This is a genomic window from Yersinia antarctica, from assembly GCF_056636475.1.
The window spans coordinates 2,084,590-2,098,948 of sequence record NZ_JBSJQF010000001.1 but is presented as its reverse complement, the minus strand read 5'-3'; the positions used below and the strand labels follow the sequence as shown (position 1 = coordinate 2,098,948).

Genomic DNA, 14,359 nt, shown 5'->3' with positions numbered 1-14,359 from the left:
TTATTTTATCTGTGATCTGAATAATATACCTAAAGTCATTGAAGTTGCAGGTGCAGAGCCAGGACAATTTATTACCGACTAATCAATCGTGTAATTCACCGACATCACTCCTTTTTTCTCCGAAATGGACTGAACAACAACCTTTCCCACATCGCGCAGCGAACTAACATGTGTTCCGCCACAGGCATACGCGGGCAATTCACCAAATCCGATTTCGCGAAAATCACCCTGGATCAACGTCTGTCGGGCTAAATCCTGATGAATAAACTGCTCTAAAGCTATCTGAACAGTATTAATATCAATTGGATGCGGATTTTCAGTTCGTTTAAATGAGACTCGGCCCTCACCCGGCCAGTGATGTGCCTTTATTGGCAACCAGCCATAACTTTCGCCAATATTGCCAATGATATGCCCAGCGGAATGCATGCGTGCATTCAGAAAACGCCGGTCACTGTCGATACACGCAGGTTGTATCCCTAATGCAACGGGCAGCGCCACATAATGAACTAATTGATGTTGCTGCTGCACCACATGTAATACCGGGCTGCCGCCAATCATACCGGTATCGCAAGGTTGCCCACCGCCTTGTGGATGGAAAATAGTAGCCTGCAATATTAAAGCAAATCGCTCACCATCAGGAGTACAACTCAGGACATTTACATCCGTAGCCAGCGTATCGTTATCAAAAAATAGACGAGTAGTCACAATCATTATCCTTTTATCATTTCCATTATGATTATATTAATGTCAGTCTATCGTGATAATCCGTCATAACCTCAAAGGACTGTTGCGCTGTGAGCATAAATACGCCTCTGACTCTGCTAAGCGAAATGGCTATTTTCGTTAAAGTGGTAGAAACCGGCAGTTTCTCGGCAGTTGCACGCCAGTTAGGCGTTTCACCTTCAGCAATCAGCCGTAGCGTCAGCCGACTCGAAAAAGCGCTGGCTACGCGCTTATTGCAACGAACTACGCGTAAATTGCGATTGAGCGAAAGTGGCGAAGAGGTTTTTAAACGCTGTCATGCGATGCTTAGTGCAGCCAATTCAGTGATGGAAGTCAGTGGCCAGTACAATCTGGAACCGGAAGGGCTTATTCGTATCAGTGTACCAAAAGCGGTTGGCCGTTTTGTCGTTCACCCGCATATCCCTGAATTCTTGCGCCGCCACAGTAAAATAGATGTACAACTGATCTTAGATGACCGCTACGTTGATTTAATTGATGAAAATATCGATTTGGCAATTCGTATTACTGACCAACCCCCTGCTGGAATGATTGGCCGGCAATTGATGACTATCGAACATTTGTTGTGCGCCACACCCGAATATCTCGCCGCCCATGAGGTTCCCCTGCATCCTCATGATTTAGCGCACCATAGCTGTATTTATCTCGGAGAGACGCCGGGAGACGCCCGCTGGAAATTCCGTCAAGGTAGCAAAGCGGTAACTGTCGCGGTACGGGGCCGCTACGCAGCTAACCATACCGGTGTCAGGCTAGATGCTGTCTTGCAGCATATAGGTATCGGCAGCCTACCTTATTTTACGGCCAGAACAGCATTGCAACAGGGACTGATAGTACCGGTATTACCAGAATGGCGCTTTATCAGTTCGTACAGCGGTGGCTTATGGTTACTCTACCCGCCAACCCGCTATTTACCCCCCAAGCTGCGCGTATTTATTGATTATATTGTCAGTTGTTTGCGTAAAGAACCCAACTTACCCCCCGCGGCGGTTAAATTACCCGCGATTTAATATGCTGTATTAAACCCAACTAAGTCGCAGGTTAGGTACCTACGGTGCAATTACCGTTTTTTCGCCAATAGTGTCGCAAAGCGCAGTTTTATCCGATTACCTTCGGCGTCGGTCTTATGTAATTGCCCAACATCTTCGTTGTACTTAATAATATCCCAATCTTTATAGTAATGGCTTAACTCACCCGACTTTAATGTAAAGGAGAACGGCACAGTACAAGGGAAGTCATCCGTAGACATGGCAGAGATAATCAAATTATAACCACCGGACAAGGTACACTCCTGCATATTATTAATAATAGAGGGAATTCTTTCCGGTTGTAGGAACATCAGGACCACAGTCGATAAAATAAAATCATAGCGGTTGTCCACACTGGCTTCATTAATATTGTAAGTGCTGGCGGTAATATTTTGCAGATTTTCCTGTACTATAATCTGCTGTAAATTATGGATACTATCGCTATTTTTGTCTACCGCCGTGACATCAAAACCCAATAAATTCAAATACAAAGAATTACGACCAGAACCACAACCTAAATCTAATGCTTTACTCGGTTTAACCATTTCCACGGCTTCAATGACTTCAGAGTGCGTCGGGGTTAAATTGTATTTTTTATGATAAAAATCTTCTGCCGTGCAATAGAAACTGAGTTGGCATTGCATGTCATCTGAACATGCGGCAATACGGTGCCAGACTTGGGGTTCTATAAAGGGTGGCTGCTGCTCACAAGAGAAGCTATGCCTCGCCAAAGTATTCCCCGCTTCATCGAGGATCAGAAAATCCATCTCCCCGTTTAGAATGGTCAGTTTGGCCCAAGTACCTGCCTTGGTATTGTGTTTTTCCCGGAACATCGCCGGTACAGCGGTACTATTCCAGACAGGTAACTCTTTATAACACAGCAGTGCTGATGCATTTCCCATACTGATATTCCTCAGATAACTTAAAGATGTATTTAATATGCAACATATAATACAGCATTAACATTATCAAATGAAGCCGTCGGAACAAACAAATTCGGCACGAGATTTGGTTTATTTAAATCAATCAACAAATTGAAATAAAAGATAATATTGCATCAAGGCATTGTGTGTTTAATCGTTTTTAAGTTTTCGATATGGTCGGCCAGTTTTTGAATATCGTCATCCGTCAGATGTGCTTTGGCCTTATTACCCCGGCCAACAATCTTGCCATCGCGGCGAGCAGTTAGACCATCAACAATTTCATCACGCGATAACGATATCAGTGGCGGTGCCTTATCCAAGCCTTTGCGATCAGCCGAACGCCCATGGCAACTTGAACAGGTTTGTTTATAAATATGCTCACCGTCAGTGGCTGCCTGAGCCGTGACACTGAGCAGCAGGACACCCACGCTTAACAACAGCACTGCTTTCATTATGCACCCGCCGCCCATTGTTGGAACAACGTAACCAGCGCCTGCTCATTACGCGCGCCCTGATGCAATTGCGTCACTTTACCACTGCGGTCAATCAGAAAAGAAGTCGGGGTGCCAATAACCTGGTAGCGTTCTTGTGTGATACCTAATTGATCACGAATAACCGGATAACTAATATTCCGCTGTGCCAACACCGGATTGATATCCACCTGTTCAGGATCGGTGTTAATCGCCACAACCACGATATCATCCCGATATTCCTGACTCAGTTTATCCAGTGCCGCCATTTCAGCCAGACAACCGCCACAGCTAGCTGACCAGAAATTGAGGTACACCTGCTTACCTTTCCATTGATCAAGTGCCACCGGCTTGCCTTTTAGGTCATAAGCTGCCAATTGCGGGGCCGCTTCACCCACCACCAACTCTTCTTGTTTGCACGCGCTAAGTAGCAATAACACACCACACATGCCGATAACTTTTAACCGATTACGCCACATGATGACGGCTCTCTTCATTAAGATATTTACCGTGCTGGAGCCGGATTATCCGATCAGCAACACACCCTAAATCTGGATTGTGGGTAACCATGACAATGGTTCTACCCTGACGATGAATATGGTTTAGCAGATCCAGCACCCGCTGTTCATTCTCTTCATCAAGGTTGCCGGTCGGTTCATCAGCAAAAATGATAGGGGGCTGATTAACAAGCGCACGTGCAATACACACTCGCTGTTGCTCACCACCAGAGAGTTGGCTAGGCAGATGCCCCATACGTGGTGTCATCCCGACCTGTTCTAAAACCTGCCGCGCGGCGTCTTCATCAACCACACTGTGATAATGCTGCGCTAACATAATGTTCTCTAACGCAGTCAGGTAAGGAATCAGGTGAAATTGTTGAAAAACCAGCCCTATCTTGTCAGCCCGAAACTGCCTGCGGCCTTCTTCGTCTAAGCCTGCGGCATCAATACCGTCAAGTAACACCTGCCCTTCGCTAACGGTATCCAGACAGGTCAGGATATTCATTAATGTTGTTTTACCTGAGCCGGACGCCCCCATAATCGCGACAAACTCACCACGATTAATGCGAATATTAATGTCTTCCAGCGCTGTAACTTGACCAAAACGCTTATATAAATGTCGGGTTTCAATGACGGCATCCGCGGTGTATTCAGGTTTCACCCGTGTTAATGGCGATGTCATTTGCTACTCTCCTTTCAGGACTTTAGCGGGTTCGATATGAATAGCCCGACGGGTGGGAACAATGGCCGCCACGGCGGCGACTAACAATGACAATATCAGGGTCAATGGCAGTACTGGTGCTCGCAAAGCGATTGCCGCACTGAACACCGTCTGGCCCAATACTTGCGCCAACACATACCCAAGCAAAGCACCACAGACTGCGGCAGCCAGCGATATAATCAGTGTTTCAGTCAGCATCTGACGAATAATATCGGCACCACTGGCACCCAATGCTTTTTGCAAGGCGAACTCTTTTGAACGCTCACCCACTATCGCCATTAAGGTGGTGTTAACGCACAGTGATGACAAAATGAGGATCACCACCGAGACCAGCCCCATCAGCCCTTTTATTTTATCAAGCACTTGTCCTTCAGAAGCCGAAACCTTACGGATTGGCCGAATTTCAAGATCGGGATATTGCTCACGCAGGCGGCTGGCAAATGTTTCAACCTGCCCCACATCATTACTGACACTAAGGAGCGCATTGCTGATATGCCCCGGTTGATTGAGCCATTTTTGTGCCAGTTCAAGATTGACGATTAACATGTTATCCGTGGCGTCACCCGCTTCAATAATACCTTTGACCTGAAGACGCTGGCGAGTCGCTCCATTCACCAATGTAATGGTATCGCCTACTTTGACGTGCAAGCGTTCGGCAAGTTTGACACCAATCATGGCATTGCGATCATCAAAACTGACGCCGATCCAGTTGCCGGTGACTTGCCAGTAGGGAACGAGCTGTTGTAGGGATTCAAACCATACCCCCATCAGCACCACTTTTCCCAATTCGGTGCGGGCCATACCATAAATATAGGGGCTGGAAGCATTGATAAGCCCTTTGGGTGCCGCATCTATAATTGGCTGAAATCGCTGTTGTTCAAAAGAGTTACCATGCCCTGGGCCGATATAGAAATTGGCACCAAAGGTTCGTAACTCCTGACTCATTTTGGCATTAATATCGAAATAAACTGCTGACATTGCGGTGACAATCGCTGCACCAACAGTGAGTGCGGCAAATACCACACTGACCCGTTGCATCCGCAGGCGCAGTGCACGTAATACTAATCGCCAGAACATACTATTACTGCCTTTATGCTGAATTGCCCGATGATTAACGGCCATAAAGCACCTCCACCGGATAGAGACTGGCAATACGCCGGGCAGGGAACCAGGTACCTATGACGGCAATCAACACGGATATCACCAGCACACAGGGCACCACCATCCAGGCAAAACTGAGTGGAGCGCCAAACAACATCAGGCCAATGGTTTTTGCCAAGCCCCAGCCAGCCAAACAGCCTGCCAGACCACCAATCAAGCCACTGATTGCTGCTTCAAGATAAAACAGCATCAAAATTTGCCACTGACGCGCCCCCAATGCTTTCATCAAACCAATCTCTTTCGCGCGTTCCATAATCGTGCTGGTCATAAGCGATGCAATCCCCATTGCCGCAGCAATCAACGCCGCCAGCGTAACCACCGCCAACAGCAGTTGTATCTTTTCAATCACCACCCCTTCAGATGCAGCAACTTGCCAAATTGGCCGCACTACGGAGCCAGAAATAGCCTCTTCCAATTGGTGTGCAATTGAAGAAACATAAGCAGTGCAATACCACAGGTCATATTCTTCGGCATTAAGGGCTTCAAGGTTTTCGCGCGCTTTACGCGACAACTCATTTTCTGGCACAGTCAATGCTGAAACCCGCACTGCCTGGATTTTTCCTGGCAAGCCGAGGAGTGATTGCACTGCGCTTAGGGGTAATACCAGGCGGCTCTCTTCTTCACCACCACTACTCAGCACCCCACTTATCTTCACCGTTAGTGGGCCAGAGGCACCGTTGAGGTGCAACTCATCACCGACTTTCCAACCAGTTTGCTGTGCCAGTTGTTTACCTAACAATGCCTCAGCCGTTGTCGCATCGGCTTTAACTGGCTCCTGCGGCCAGTTACCACTAACCTGCCAATACGGGCTGATAATTTGCTGACCAGTGTGATAGTCCTCTTCATCGGGTACATCAACCGGCTGATTAAAATAGGTCCCCAGCAGCGGAATAATTTGCCCCTTAACATCAGTTTCGCCGCTCAGTAATGGCGCAAAACCGACAATATTGTTACGCCAAAAAATATCTTTGATATTGGGTAACTCAGCTTGATCGAGGAAATCCTGCCCGGTAAGTGGGTTACTCTGCTCGCCGAATAATGACGGCAGTGCCACCTGCCCAGCAGGTTCAATCAAAATATTGGCACCATAAGACTTCAACTCACGTGACATTTTATCGCCAATATCTATCGATACCGCCAACAATGACGAGATGAGTCCGGCAGCAAGGAAGACCGTAAATACCGCCAGGGATTTACGCCGGACATTCCTGAACCAAGACTGCTTGAGCATGCGCCATAACATAATTATGGATTCTCCTGCGTGTCACTGTCTTCACTACTGGCAACCGGCGTCACAAACTGCTCCGGGTGTTCACGGAAACGGTTGTAATTCGCCTCAGATGAGAAGAAATAGGTCTTCTCGCCATAACTGTACTTATATTCGGCCTTTTGATTGGTGAGGAGAGTTTTATCAACCGGATCAATTACATCAAGCGTTACTACCGTGGTGAAGTAATTGACACCCGCCTCCAAAGAGGCTTTGGGAATGACTAACTCTTTATCGTCACTTTTCCACCCCTCCAACGGTATCGGGTTACAGCCCCCTGCTTTACCGATCGACGGAATGAAAATATGCACGGCGCAGGCAACGCAAATGACCTGATTGCCTTCCATGACATACCCTTGATCACCACACAACAAGCAGGCATCGAAAACCACACTCAGGCGCAGACGATCGGGATAACGGTTAATAATAAAGAAACGTACTGCTTTACCATCATCGGCGACCCAGACAAAACGATGCAACTTACCATCACGTACCTGCTCTACTGGAATACGGACTAAACCATCAGCCGAGAGTGTCACGGGTAAAGCCTCGGACAACTGGGGCGGTTGAGAAGCGACTTTATCCCAGTAGAGTTGAGCACCTGCGGCTATTACCCATGCCAGCAAGGAAAAAACAAAGATTCGGCGTACATTACGGTAATCAGCTAATGCTTTACGGTGAGCAATCGGGTCTGAATTTTCACCGACGATCCGGCGGGAATTCCGTAACGGTATCAAGTAACACAGCGTCGTAAATGCCAGAAGCAGCGCACAAATGTAACTCAACCAGGCATGCCCATTGGTAACTAAAGCGACATAACTGAGTAGTGATTTGGTCAGTGGCACAACCTGTAACTTCATTAATAACAGAATGCCGTCGCCACTGAGTGGCAAAATCAGTAATACCGTTATCAGTATCAATAGTGGCCAACGGCAACGAGGCAATTGCCTGACCATCATCAGCAATAATACGGCACTGAAAATCACCCAGCCAAATGCCACGACAATAGCCGCCAAATTAAGCAGTAAATCGGTGTTGATGACATGGGTATTGGTAAAGGCACCGAGATTCGGGTTATTACCCCAATTGAATGCCGCGCCCAATACCAACAGGGCTTGCCAGACATAACCTAACGATCGGCGGAGCGTAAATTGACTTAACAAGAATAACAGCAGTGCGAGAAGTTGCCCCCCCGCCAGAACTAACTGCAATTGCTGCGATTTTGGGTAATGGGTACCGGCCCAAATACCCAAGATAGCCATGAGTATCGTTATCCATACCACCCGGTTCAATGCAGGAGCTGGCCTGAATGCCCAACTTAACCCCAATAACAACGCTACCGGTAAAAAGGCTTGTAGCACGGAAACAAAAAAATAACTCATTAGCACACACCTTGGGCAAGATAATCACAACACCTGCCAGTTATCACTGATCAGCTTTTACATCGCGCGGATAAAAACGCGCTGACCATCCAGCATTAAGAAAAAGCCGCGATAACTGTTTTAGTCATCGCGGCCATTGTTATCAATTCAAACCGGTATATTTAAAGTCATAGCTCACATCAAACGGTTTCCACCAGCGGCCAACACCCGTTTCGCTATCAGTATGGCGATGTAATCCGGCTTTAGATGGCTCACTGATATGGTAAGTAACTTTATAGTTACCTACACCCATCATTTTAATATTGGCACCGTAGTGTGGACCGTCACTGGCAACCATCGGCATGAATGTGCCTTCTTGTTTGGTACCAGTATCCGTATTCACCAAGGTATAAGCGATAGTCAGGTACGGCATCCACTCACCGGCACCAAATCCATTCTTATTGCCTTCGGTGGCATGGATATCTGCCTCCAGATGAATGTCAGCTTTCGCGGCAGGCAAACCCATGCCACGCGGTTCCATATCGATTGGCTGCAAGTAAACTGCAGCAATTTCCATATCGTTGATCTTGATAGGCTCGCCAGCCGGATACTCTTTAAAGGCGAAAGCAGCAGGCGCTGCAAAAATGCTGGCGATAATGCTGCTGGCAATAATCGTTTTCTTCATGGTCATGTAGCACACCCTCTGGTATCAAATGATAATTACATTGTCGTTATTCACACCGGCATCATGCCGGACCATTACGCTGAGACAGTACGACCACGCCGTTGCATTACCCAAAGAGCAACCAGCGCAGCAATCAGTAATATCCCTTGAGGAATCAATGTTTCCAGATATGGATAGATCCCCAACCAACTGATTTCAGGTACGCCCGGTAGCAATGTCGGCTCAAACAATTTACCTTCAATTAGTTCAAGAACACTCTTACCGGCAAATACAAACGCCATTAGGTACATAAAGCCACCGGTAAACATAAAGAAGGGTTTGAGTGGCAATTTGACTACGGTAAAGCGCATGACCAGATAAGCTGCCAGCAAGAATACACAGCCAACGCCAAAACCTGCCAGAATCGACAAGTGGCCGCTAGTGGTACTGGCATCGCCCATCAGGGCCAGATAGAACAGTACAGTTTCAGCACCTTCGCGATACACCGCCAGGAAGCTTGTCAGCCATAACCCGACCATCGATCCACTACTGAGTGATTTAGAAAATTTCCCTTCGAGATAAGCTTTCCATTGCCGTGCTTCAGTCTTCGACAATAACCAGTAACTCATTGAGAACAGCATCACCACGGCAATCATCATGGTGAAACCTTCTAATAACTCACGACTTTGCCCTGAATTAGCAAATAACCACTGGAAGACGAAAGCGGTTAGCACGCTGGCGATTAAGGCCACTACAACGGATTGACGAATGAGCGGTAATTTATCCTGATGGTTGTTTTTCACCAGATAAGCCACTATCGCGGCAACAATCAGTAAAGCTTCCAGCCCTTCACGCACAATAATCAGCAGGCTATAGATGAACAGACTCCAGTTGGTTTCATCCCCCCCACCGAGCATCTCTACAGCACTGGCCAAATCCTTTTGCAACGCGACGGCTTCGGCTTGTAACTGTTCGACTGGCTGACCGGCTTTCATCAGGCTGACTAAACGAGTGAAATGCCCCTCTAACGTCGATTTAAATGCAGCATCACGCGAACCAACTTTATTCTCAATGCCACTGGCTTCGAACAAATCAAAGTAGGTATCCTGCACAGCCATCATTGCCGGTGTAGTCTGCCCCTTTTGGTACTGACTAATAGCATCGCTGATGGCCTGATTTATCTTACTGGAAACAGCCGCCCAATCGGCATTAGCTTGTCCGTCAGAACTAGCAGCCGATGCCGAAGATTGCCCAACGTTGGCTTGATCTGCGGTGACGGGTTGCTGTTCACGCATTGTGGGTAAGCCTGGAAGGGTGTCTTCGATAGTTTGTAGTAAACCGGTGACACGATAGGCAACTTCCGTTATTTGGTCTGGCTTGCGAGTGAGATCGATTAATGCGGTAAATTGTTGGTTAATTGCCGCTGCTGCTTGTGCGGAACGATTGCCCCGCACTGACATTTCCATTTCAGAGTTTTTAAAACCCTGATAATGAGCCTGTTGCACGCTTTCGCTGGCCGCGGCGAACTTCCCTTCTTGATATTCGCTTATGGCTTGTGCCAGTAAGTCATCAATGATCTTGAAACTCTGCTGCCAGTACAGTGCAATTTCACTGTTTTCATAAGCTGCATGTTGCTGTTCTGCATTAAGTTTATGCCCATCGGTCAGTATAGGCAGTACCGCAGTGAGTTCACTTTTAAGCCAATTAATTTTATTATCAACTTCCGCTTGCGGCTTGCCCTCCCCAATCATGCGCCGGATTTCACCAAAAGCGGCTTCCATCTGATAACTCTTCTGGGCAGAGATATTGATACGAATCGGGCCTTCGAGGTTTTCGAAAACTTCAAAGTACGCCATCTGCACCGTAGTACGGGCTTCATCATTGTTCTGTTGTTGGTACAACTGAGACGTTTTATCGAGACGGGATTGGATATCATTAACCAACTGCGGGTAATCCGTCGCAGCCCAGGCTAATGAGGCTGATAGCCACCAACAGCAGCAAAGCAGAAAGAGTTTGTGCCAAGTTCGCATAATATGAGTAACGCACATGAAGTTGATAATGAGATTTATTAACATTAACACTAAACAAAGGAAATGTGTCTTGATCCGCATCAAAAAATATTTAGTTTCTTGAATTTTTGTTTAAAAATGCGGCGCACTACGCAATTTCCTCTTAGGAAAGTGCAAAAATAATTCAAATAGAAGGTTTTTTATTCGCTGGTTCTGAGGGGGACAAGAGTAGAAAACAACCTGGCCTGCTGCGGAAATACCACAGGCGTGCATAACCTAATTCCGCAGACAGGCATTTATTTAAGTGAAATTTAATCTGAGTAAAATATTAAATAACTAATTTAATTCATGTGGTCGCCAGTAATCTATTAGAAGAAATATTTAAATCTGGCACGTACACCGTAGCGGTCATCGTTTTCAGCATTAACCACTTTATTGTCAGGTGACACTTCCAATTTAGACCAGTAAGCACCAAGATATAAATTAAAGTTATTCATATCCATGATATTGGCAATTTTATAGGAGGTGTGGATCGTGTGAACATCATATTTATCAGGCGAGGTTAATATCCCCGAGGTAACTATCCCTGCATTTGCACTGTTGAAATATTCGATATCATTGTGCGCGTAAATATAACCAATTTCAAAGTTTCGCCATAAGATATTAGCCCCGGCACTGAAGTTCTTCTCATTTGTTGCATCCATATAAGCTGAGCTCAGATTAGCGACAATACCATTGTCAGGATCTTTATCCTGATTATTCCAAGTGAATGTTGCCCCATAGCCATTACGTTTCGATTGGTCCTGAAACTGGCCCTGATCATCACGATAACCATAGGCATTACTGATAACGTTACTTTCCATTGCTATAGCCGCAGAAAGGCTATCTTGTTTCCACGAAATCACCGGACGAACATACGCCACATTTTTTTCATTTTCCAGCGTATTACCATGATAAGTATTATTGGCAAATAACGTGGTTCCGTCTTTTAGAATGGTGTTAACTTCAAAATACCAGTTACCCAGAGTTTTACTGACCAGGAAGTTACCCCCATTGTTGCTGCGCCCACGGCCTTCTTTCATCATATAGATGTAACCATAGCCATCACTGTAAAGATCATTCGCAGTATTACCTGAGTGTTGGACAAACGTATCCTGATTCAGTGGGAACATATCATAGGCTTCAAAGCGACCGACTTTCACCTTCCAATCTTTCTCATGACCAAAGAAGAAGGCTGCATCATCGAGGTTCATATGACCACCAATATCAGCCAGTGGCTGTACAGTGAAACCTGCGAAATTGCCATTATTCATACGCCGATAACCATCCAGACCGATCAGTATTCTGCCATTAATATCCCATTGCTCTCTACTCCCCGCTTTCCAGTCTTTATTTGCACTGGTGCGTAGAGAAGTGAGCTACCCACTTTTACTGGCAGCATCCATATTAATCTCAACATCACCGTATAATTTCAGATTCCCTTGTGGGGTCTCCCAGGACACTTCAGCGAATACAGGCAATGATAAAAGACTGGTAAGTCCAACCAGTATAAACTTATTCATAATAACCATCTCTATTTAGGATAATGTGAAGTAAAGTATTAGGCTCTCAAAATAAAGGCGATACTCAGCTCACCCATTTTTAAAGAGTTAATGATTTATTTATTTTTATACCCAGAAGTATCTTTTTGGCAAATAACCAGCCATGGTTAAATATTCATATTTGACCTCAGTGCAATAGTTAATTTAAATATCTCTTTGACTTACACAATGAATTTCATTTACCCAAGGCGATTTATCCTCGCTGATATAATAATACTAATTCATTGGTTAATTCACGGGCTAATAACGATGTCATTAAATGATCTTGAGCATGGACCATAATCAGTGTCATCGGTGTTTTGGCTTCCCCGGCATCTTGTTCGATAAGCTTGGTTTGCATCCGATGTGCGGCCTTGGTAAAGCCATCCGATTCTGATAACAGTGCATGCGCTTGAACAAAATCACCTTCACGGGCGGCTCGCAATGCCTCAAAACAAAGACTTCTGGCCTGACCGGCATTGACCATAATCTCCATTACGGCCTCTTCCAAATCAATCATTTCGCTCTACCTCATCAAAACCTTGATTATTTGCCGTTGCCGCAAACCATTCGCCACTTTTTTTCACGATACGTTGCTGCGTTTTCAAATCTAACTGAACAAAGCCATAACGATTCTTATAGGCATTACACCATGACCAGTTATCAATAAACGTCCACATATGATAACCAAGGCAATGGCTCCCTTGCGCCAAAGCACGGTGAACCCATTTTAAATGCTCGGAAACAAACTCAATACGATAACTATCATCTATCTGACCGTTGTGGCTGAATCGCTGTTCATTTTCGACACCCATACCATTTTCTGAAATAAAACAGCGCGGATTGCCGTAGTTTTTTCGTAAGTTGGTTAGGATATCGTAAATACCGGGTTCATAAATTTCCCAACCCCGGTGCGGGTTCATTTTGCAGCCTGGCATCTGATAATAATCGAACAGCCATTCTGGCATGAAGGGGGCTTCTGGATTAACCCGGCTATCGCGGCATTTAATTCTACGTGGCTGATAATAATTGATACCGAGTAAATCTACTTTACCCTCAACAATTAATTCACTGTCTCCAGGTTGGCAGGCAGGCAGCTGATCATAATCTTTCAGTAATGCCGTCAGCTCAGCCGGATACTCGCCGCGTAATACTGGATCGAGGAAACTGCGATTAAAAAGTAAGTCGGCGATATTAGCCGCTTTTACATCCGCAGGATTTTCAGAACGCGGATACGACGGCGTGAGATTTAAAATAATGCCAATCTCACCACCTAACTCACGTTGGCGATATTTTTTCACCGCCAAAGCATGAGCCAGCACGGTGTGATAAGCCACCGTGGCCGCCCGTTTGAAATCCACTACATTCGGATAATGGAAATCGTAGAGATAGCCACCTTCGACTGGCACGATTGGTTCGTTGAAGGTAAACCAATGTTGTACCCGGTCACCAAATAAACGAAAACAGGTATCGGCATATTCAGCATAGGCGTCCACTACATAGCGGCTTTCCCACCCCCCCAACTCCTGCATGACTGTTGGCATATCAAAATGAAACAGATTGATAAATGGGGTTATCCCCTGTGCCAGCAGTTCGTCAATGACACCATTGTAAAAATCCACTGCCTGCGGATTCACTTCACCTCGTCCGTTGGGGATCAGTCGCGCCCATGAGATGGAGGTACGGAAACTGTTGTGATTTAACTGTTTCAACAAAGCAATATCTTGCTGCCAATGTTGATAAAACGTTGATGTCTGTTGCGGCCCAATCTGCTGATGAAAACGCCCCGGTTGCTTGTCAAACCAAGTGTCCCAGACAGTGGCACTTTTACCACCACTCAAGCTTTCACCTTCGGTTTGCGGGGCTGAACTGGCACTGCCCCACCAAAAATCATGTGGAAATTGATACTTCATCATACTCTCCGTAAAGATTAATCT

Annotated in this window: 13 protein-coding genes and 1 pseudogene; 1 reads left to right on the top strand and 13 read right to left on the bottom strand. The window is 46.0% G+C overall.

Annotation, left to right across the window (positions count from 1 at the left end; translation table 11 throughout):
* Positions 1-78: 78 nt before the first annotated feature.
* Positions 79-705 carry an alanyl-tRNA editing protein gene (locus ACWJJO_RS09705; protein ID WP_083163690.1) on the bottom strand — a complete coding sequence of 209 codons (627 nt, stop codon included), beginning with the start codon at positions 703-705 and terminating at the stop codon, positions 79-81.
* An 89-nt stretch (positions 706-794) separates the two neighbouring features.
* Here ACWJJO_RS09705 and ACWJJO_RS09700 point away from each other — a divergent pair, with 89 nt between their 5' ends.
* The gene (locus tag ACWJJO_RS09700; RefSeq protein WP_372569100.1) at positions 795-1,748 is read left to right on the top strand and encodes a LysR family transcriptional regulator; all 954 of its coding nucleotides are present in this window, start codon (positions 795-797) and stop codon (positions 1,746-1,748) included.
* Between the two features lie 50 nt (positions 1,749-1,798).
* On the opposite strand, the gene tehB is transcribed toward ACWJJO_RS09700, so the two are convergent.
* From tehB to ACWJJO_RS09640, 12 genes and pseudogenes are all read right to left on the bottom strand, one after another.
* Complete coding sequence (gene tehB / locus ACWJJO_RS09695; RefSeq protein ID WP_481090961.1) at positions 1,799-2,668, bottom strand: SAM-dependent methyltransferase TehB; 870 nt, start codon at positions 2,666-2,668, stop codon at positions 1,799-1,801.
* A 155-nt stretch (positions 2,669-2,823) separates the two neighbouring features.
* Complete coding sequence (locus ACWJJO_RS09690; protein WP_083159069.1) at positions 2,824-3,141, bottom strand: c-type cytochrome; 318 nt, start codon at positions 3,139-3,141, stop codon at positions 2,824-2,826.
* Complete coding sequence (locus tag ACWJJO_RS09685) at positions 3,141-3,608, bottom strand: TlpA family protein disulfide reductase (RefSeq protein WP_193784819.1); 468 nt, start codon at positions 3,606-3,608, stop codon at positions 3,141-3,143. The genes ACWJJO_RS09690 and ACWJJO_RS09685 overlap by 1 nt, the downstream gene beginning before the upstream one ends.
* A gap of 19 nt (positions 3,609-3,627) precedes the next feature.
* Positions 3,628-4,341 (bottom strand): ABC transporter ATP-binding protein, encoded by a 714-nt coding sequence (locus ACWJJO_RS09680; RefSeq protein ID WP_083159071.1) that lies wholly within the window; start codon positions 4,339-4,341, stop codon positions 3,628-3,630.
* A 3-nt stretch (positions 4,342-4,344) separates the two neighbouring features.
* A complete protein-coding gene (locus ACWJJO_RS09675; protein ID WP_481091575.1) occupies positions 4,345-5,457 on the bottom strand; it encodes an ABC transporter permease in 1,113 nt (370 codons plus the stop codon).
* Between the two features lie 34 nt (positions 5,458-5,491).
* Positions 5,492-6,784 (bottom strand): ABC transporter permease, encoded by a 1,293-nt coding sequence (locus tag ACWJJO_RS09670; protein ID WP_083159073.1) that lies wholly within the window; start codon positions 6,782-6,784, stop codon positions 5,492-5,494.
* 2 nt (positions 6,785-6,786) lie between these two features.
* Positions 6,787-8,190 (bottom strand): Fe-S-containing protein, encoded by a 1,404-nt coding sequence (locus tag ACWJJO_RS09665; RefSeq protein WP_420073617.1) that lies wholly within the window; start codon positions 8,188-8,190, stop codon positions 6,787-6,789.
* A gap of 142 nt (positions 8,191-8,332) precedes the next feature.
* The gene (locus ACWJJO_RS09660) at positions 8,333-8,860 is read right to left on the bottom strand and encodes an iron transporter (protein WP_083159075.1); all 528 of its coding nucleotides are present in this window, start codon (positions 8,858-8,860) and stop codon (positions 8,333-8,335) included.
* A gap of 68 nt (positions 8,861-8,928) precedes the next feature.
* A complete protein-coding gene (locus tag ACWJJO_RS09655) occupies positions 8,929-10,863 on the bottom strand; it encodes an FTR1 family iron permease (RefSeq protein WP_481090960.1) in 1,935 nt (644 codons plus the stop codon).
* A 347-nt stretch (positions 10,864-11,210) separates the two neighbouring features.
* Positions 11,211-12,413 (bottom strand): annotated as a pseudogene (locus tag ACWJJO_RS09650) (carbohydrate porin).
* Positions 12,414-12,636: 223 nt separating this feature from the next.
* Positions 12,637-12,942, bottom strand: coding sequence for a PTS lactose/cellobiose transporter subunit IIA (locus ACWJJO_RS09645; RefSeq protein ID WP_481090959.1), 306 nt, complete (start codon positions 12,940-12,942; stop codon positions 12,637-12,639).
* Positions 12,935-14,335 carry a glycoside hydrolase family 1 protein gene (locus ACWJJO_RS09640; RefSeq protein WP_420073727.1) on the bottom strand — a complete coding sequence of 467 codons (1,401 nt, stop codon included), beginning with the start codon at positions 14,333-14,335 and terminating at the stop codon, positions 12,935-12,937. Before ACWJJO_RS09640 ends, ACWJJO_RS09645 begins: the two co-directional genes overlap by 8 nt.
* Between the last annotated feature and the right edge of the window lie 24 nt (positions 14,336-14,359).

Excerpts from the sequence above, each read along its gene's own strand:
- tehB (WP_481090961.1), bottom strand. The coding sequence starts at position 2,668 with ATGGGAAATGCATCAGCACTGCTGTGTTATAAAGAGTTACCTGTCTGG.
- ACWJJO_RS09690 (WP_083159069.1), bottom strand. The coding sequence starts at position 3,141 with ATGAAAGCAGTGCTGTTGTTAAGCGTGGGTGTCCTGCTGCTCAGTGTC.
- ACWJJO_RS09685 (WP_193784819.1), bottom strand. The coding sequence starts at position 3,608 with ATGTGTGGTGTGTTATTGCTACTTAGCGCGTGCAAACAAGAAGAGTTG.
- ACWJJO_RS09680 (WP_083159071.1), bottom strand. The coding sequence starts at position 4,341 with ATGACATCGCCATTAACACGGGTGAAACCTGAATACACCGCGGATGCC.
- ACWJJO_RS09675 (WP_481091575.1), bottom strand. The coding sequence starts at position 5,457 with ATGTTCTGGCGATTAGTATTACGTGCACTGCGCCTGCGGATGCAACGG.
- ACWJJO_RS09670 (WP_083159073.1), bottom strand. The coding sequence starts at position 6,784 with ATGTTATGGCGCATGCTCAAGCAGTCTTGGTTCAGGAATGTCCGGCGT.
- ACWJJO_RS09665 (WP_420073617.1), bottom strand. The coding sequence starts at position 8,190 with ATGAGTTATTTTTTTGTTTCCGTGCTACAAGCCTTTTTACCGGTAGCG.
- ACWJJO_RS09660 (WP_083159075.1), bottom strand. The coding sequence starts at position 8,860 with ATGACCATGAAGAAAACGATTATTGCCAGCAGCATTATCGCCAGCATT.
- ACWJJO_RS09655 (WP_481090960.1), bottom strand. The coding sequence starts at position 10,863 with ATGCGAACTTGGCACAAACTCTTTCTGCTTTGCTGCTGTTGGTGGCTA.
- ACWJJO_RS09645 (WP_481090959.1), bottom strand. The coding sequence starts at position 12,942 with ATGATTGATTTGGAAGAGGCCGTAATGGAGATTATGGTCAATGCCGGT.
- ACWJJO_RS09640 (WP_420073727.1), bottom strand. The coding sequence starts at position 14,335 with ATGAAGTATCAATTTCCACATGATTTTTGGTGGGGCAGTGCCAGTTCA.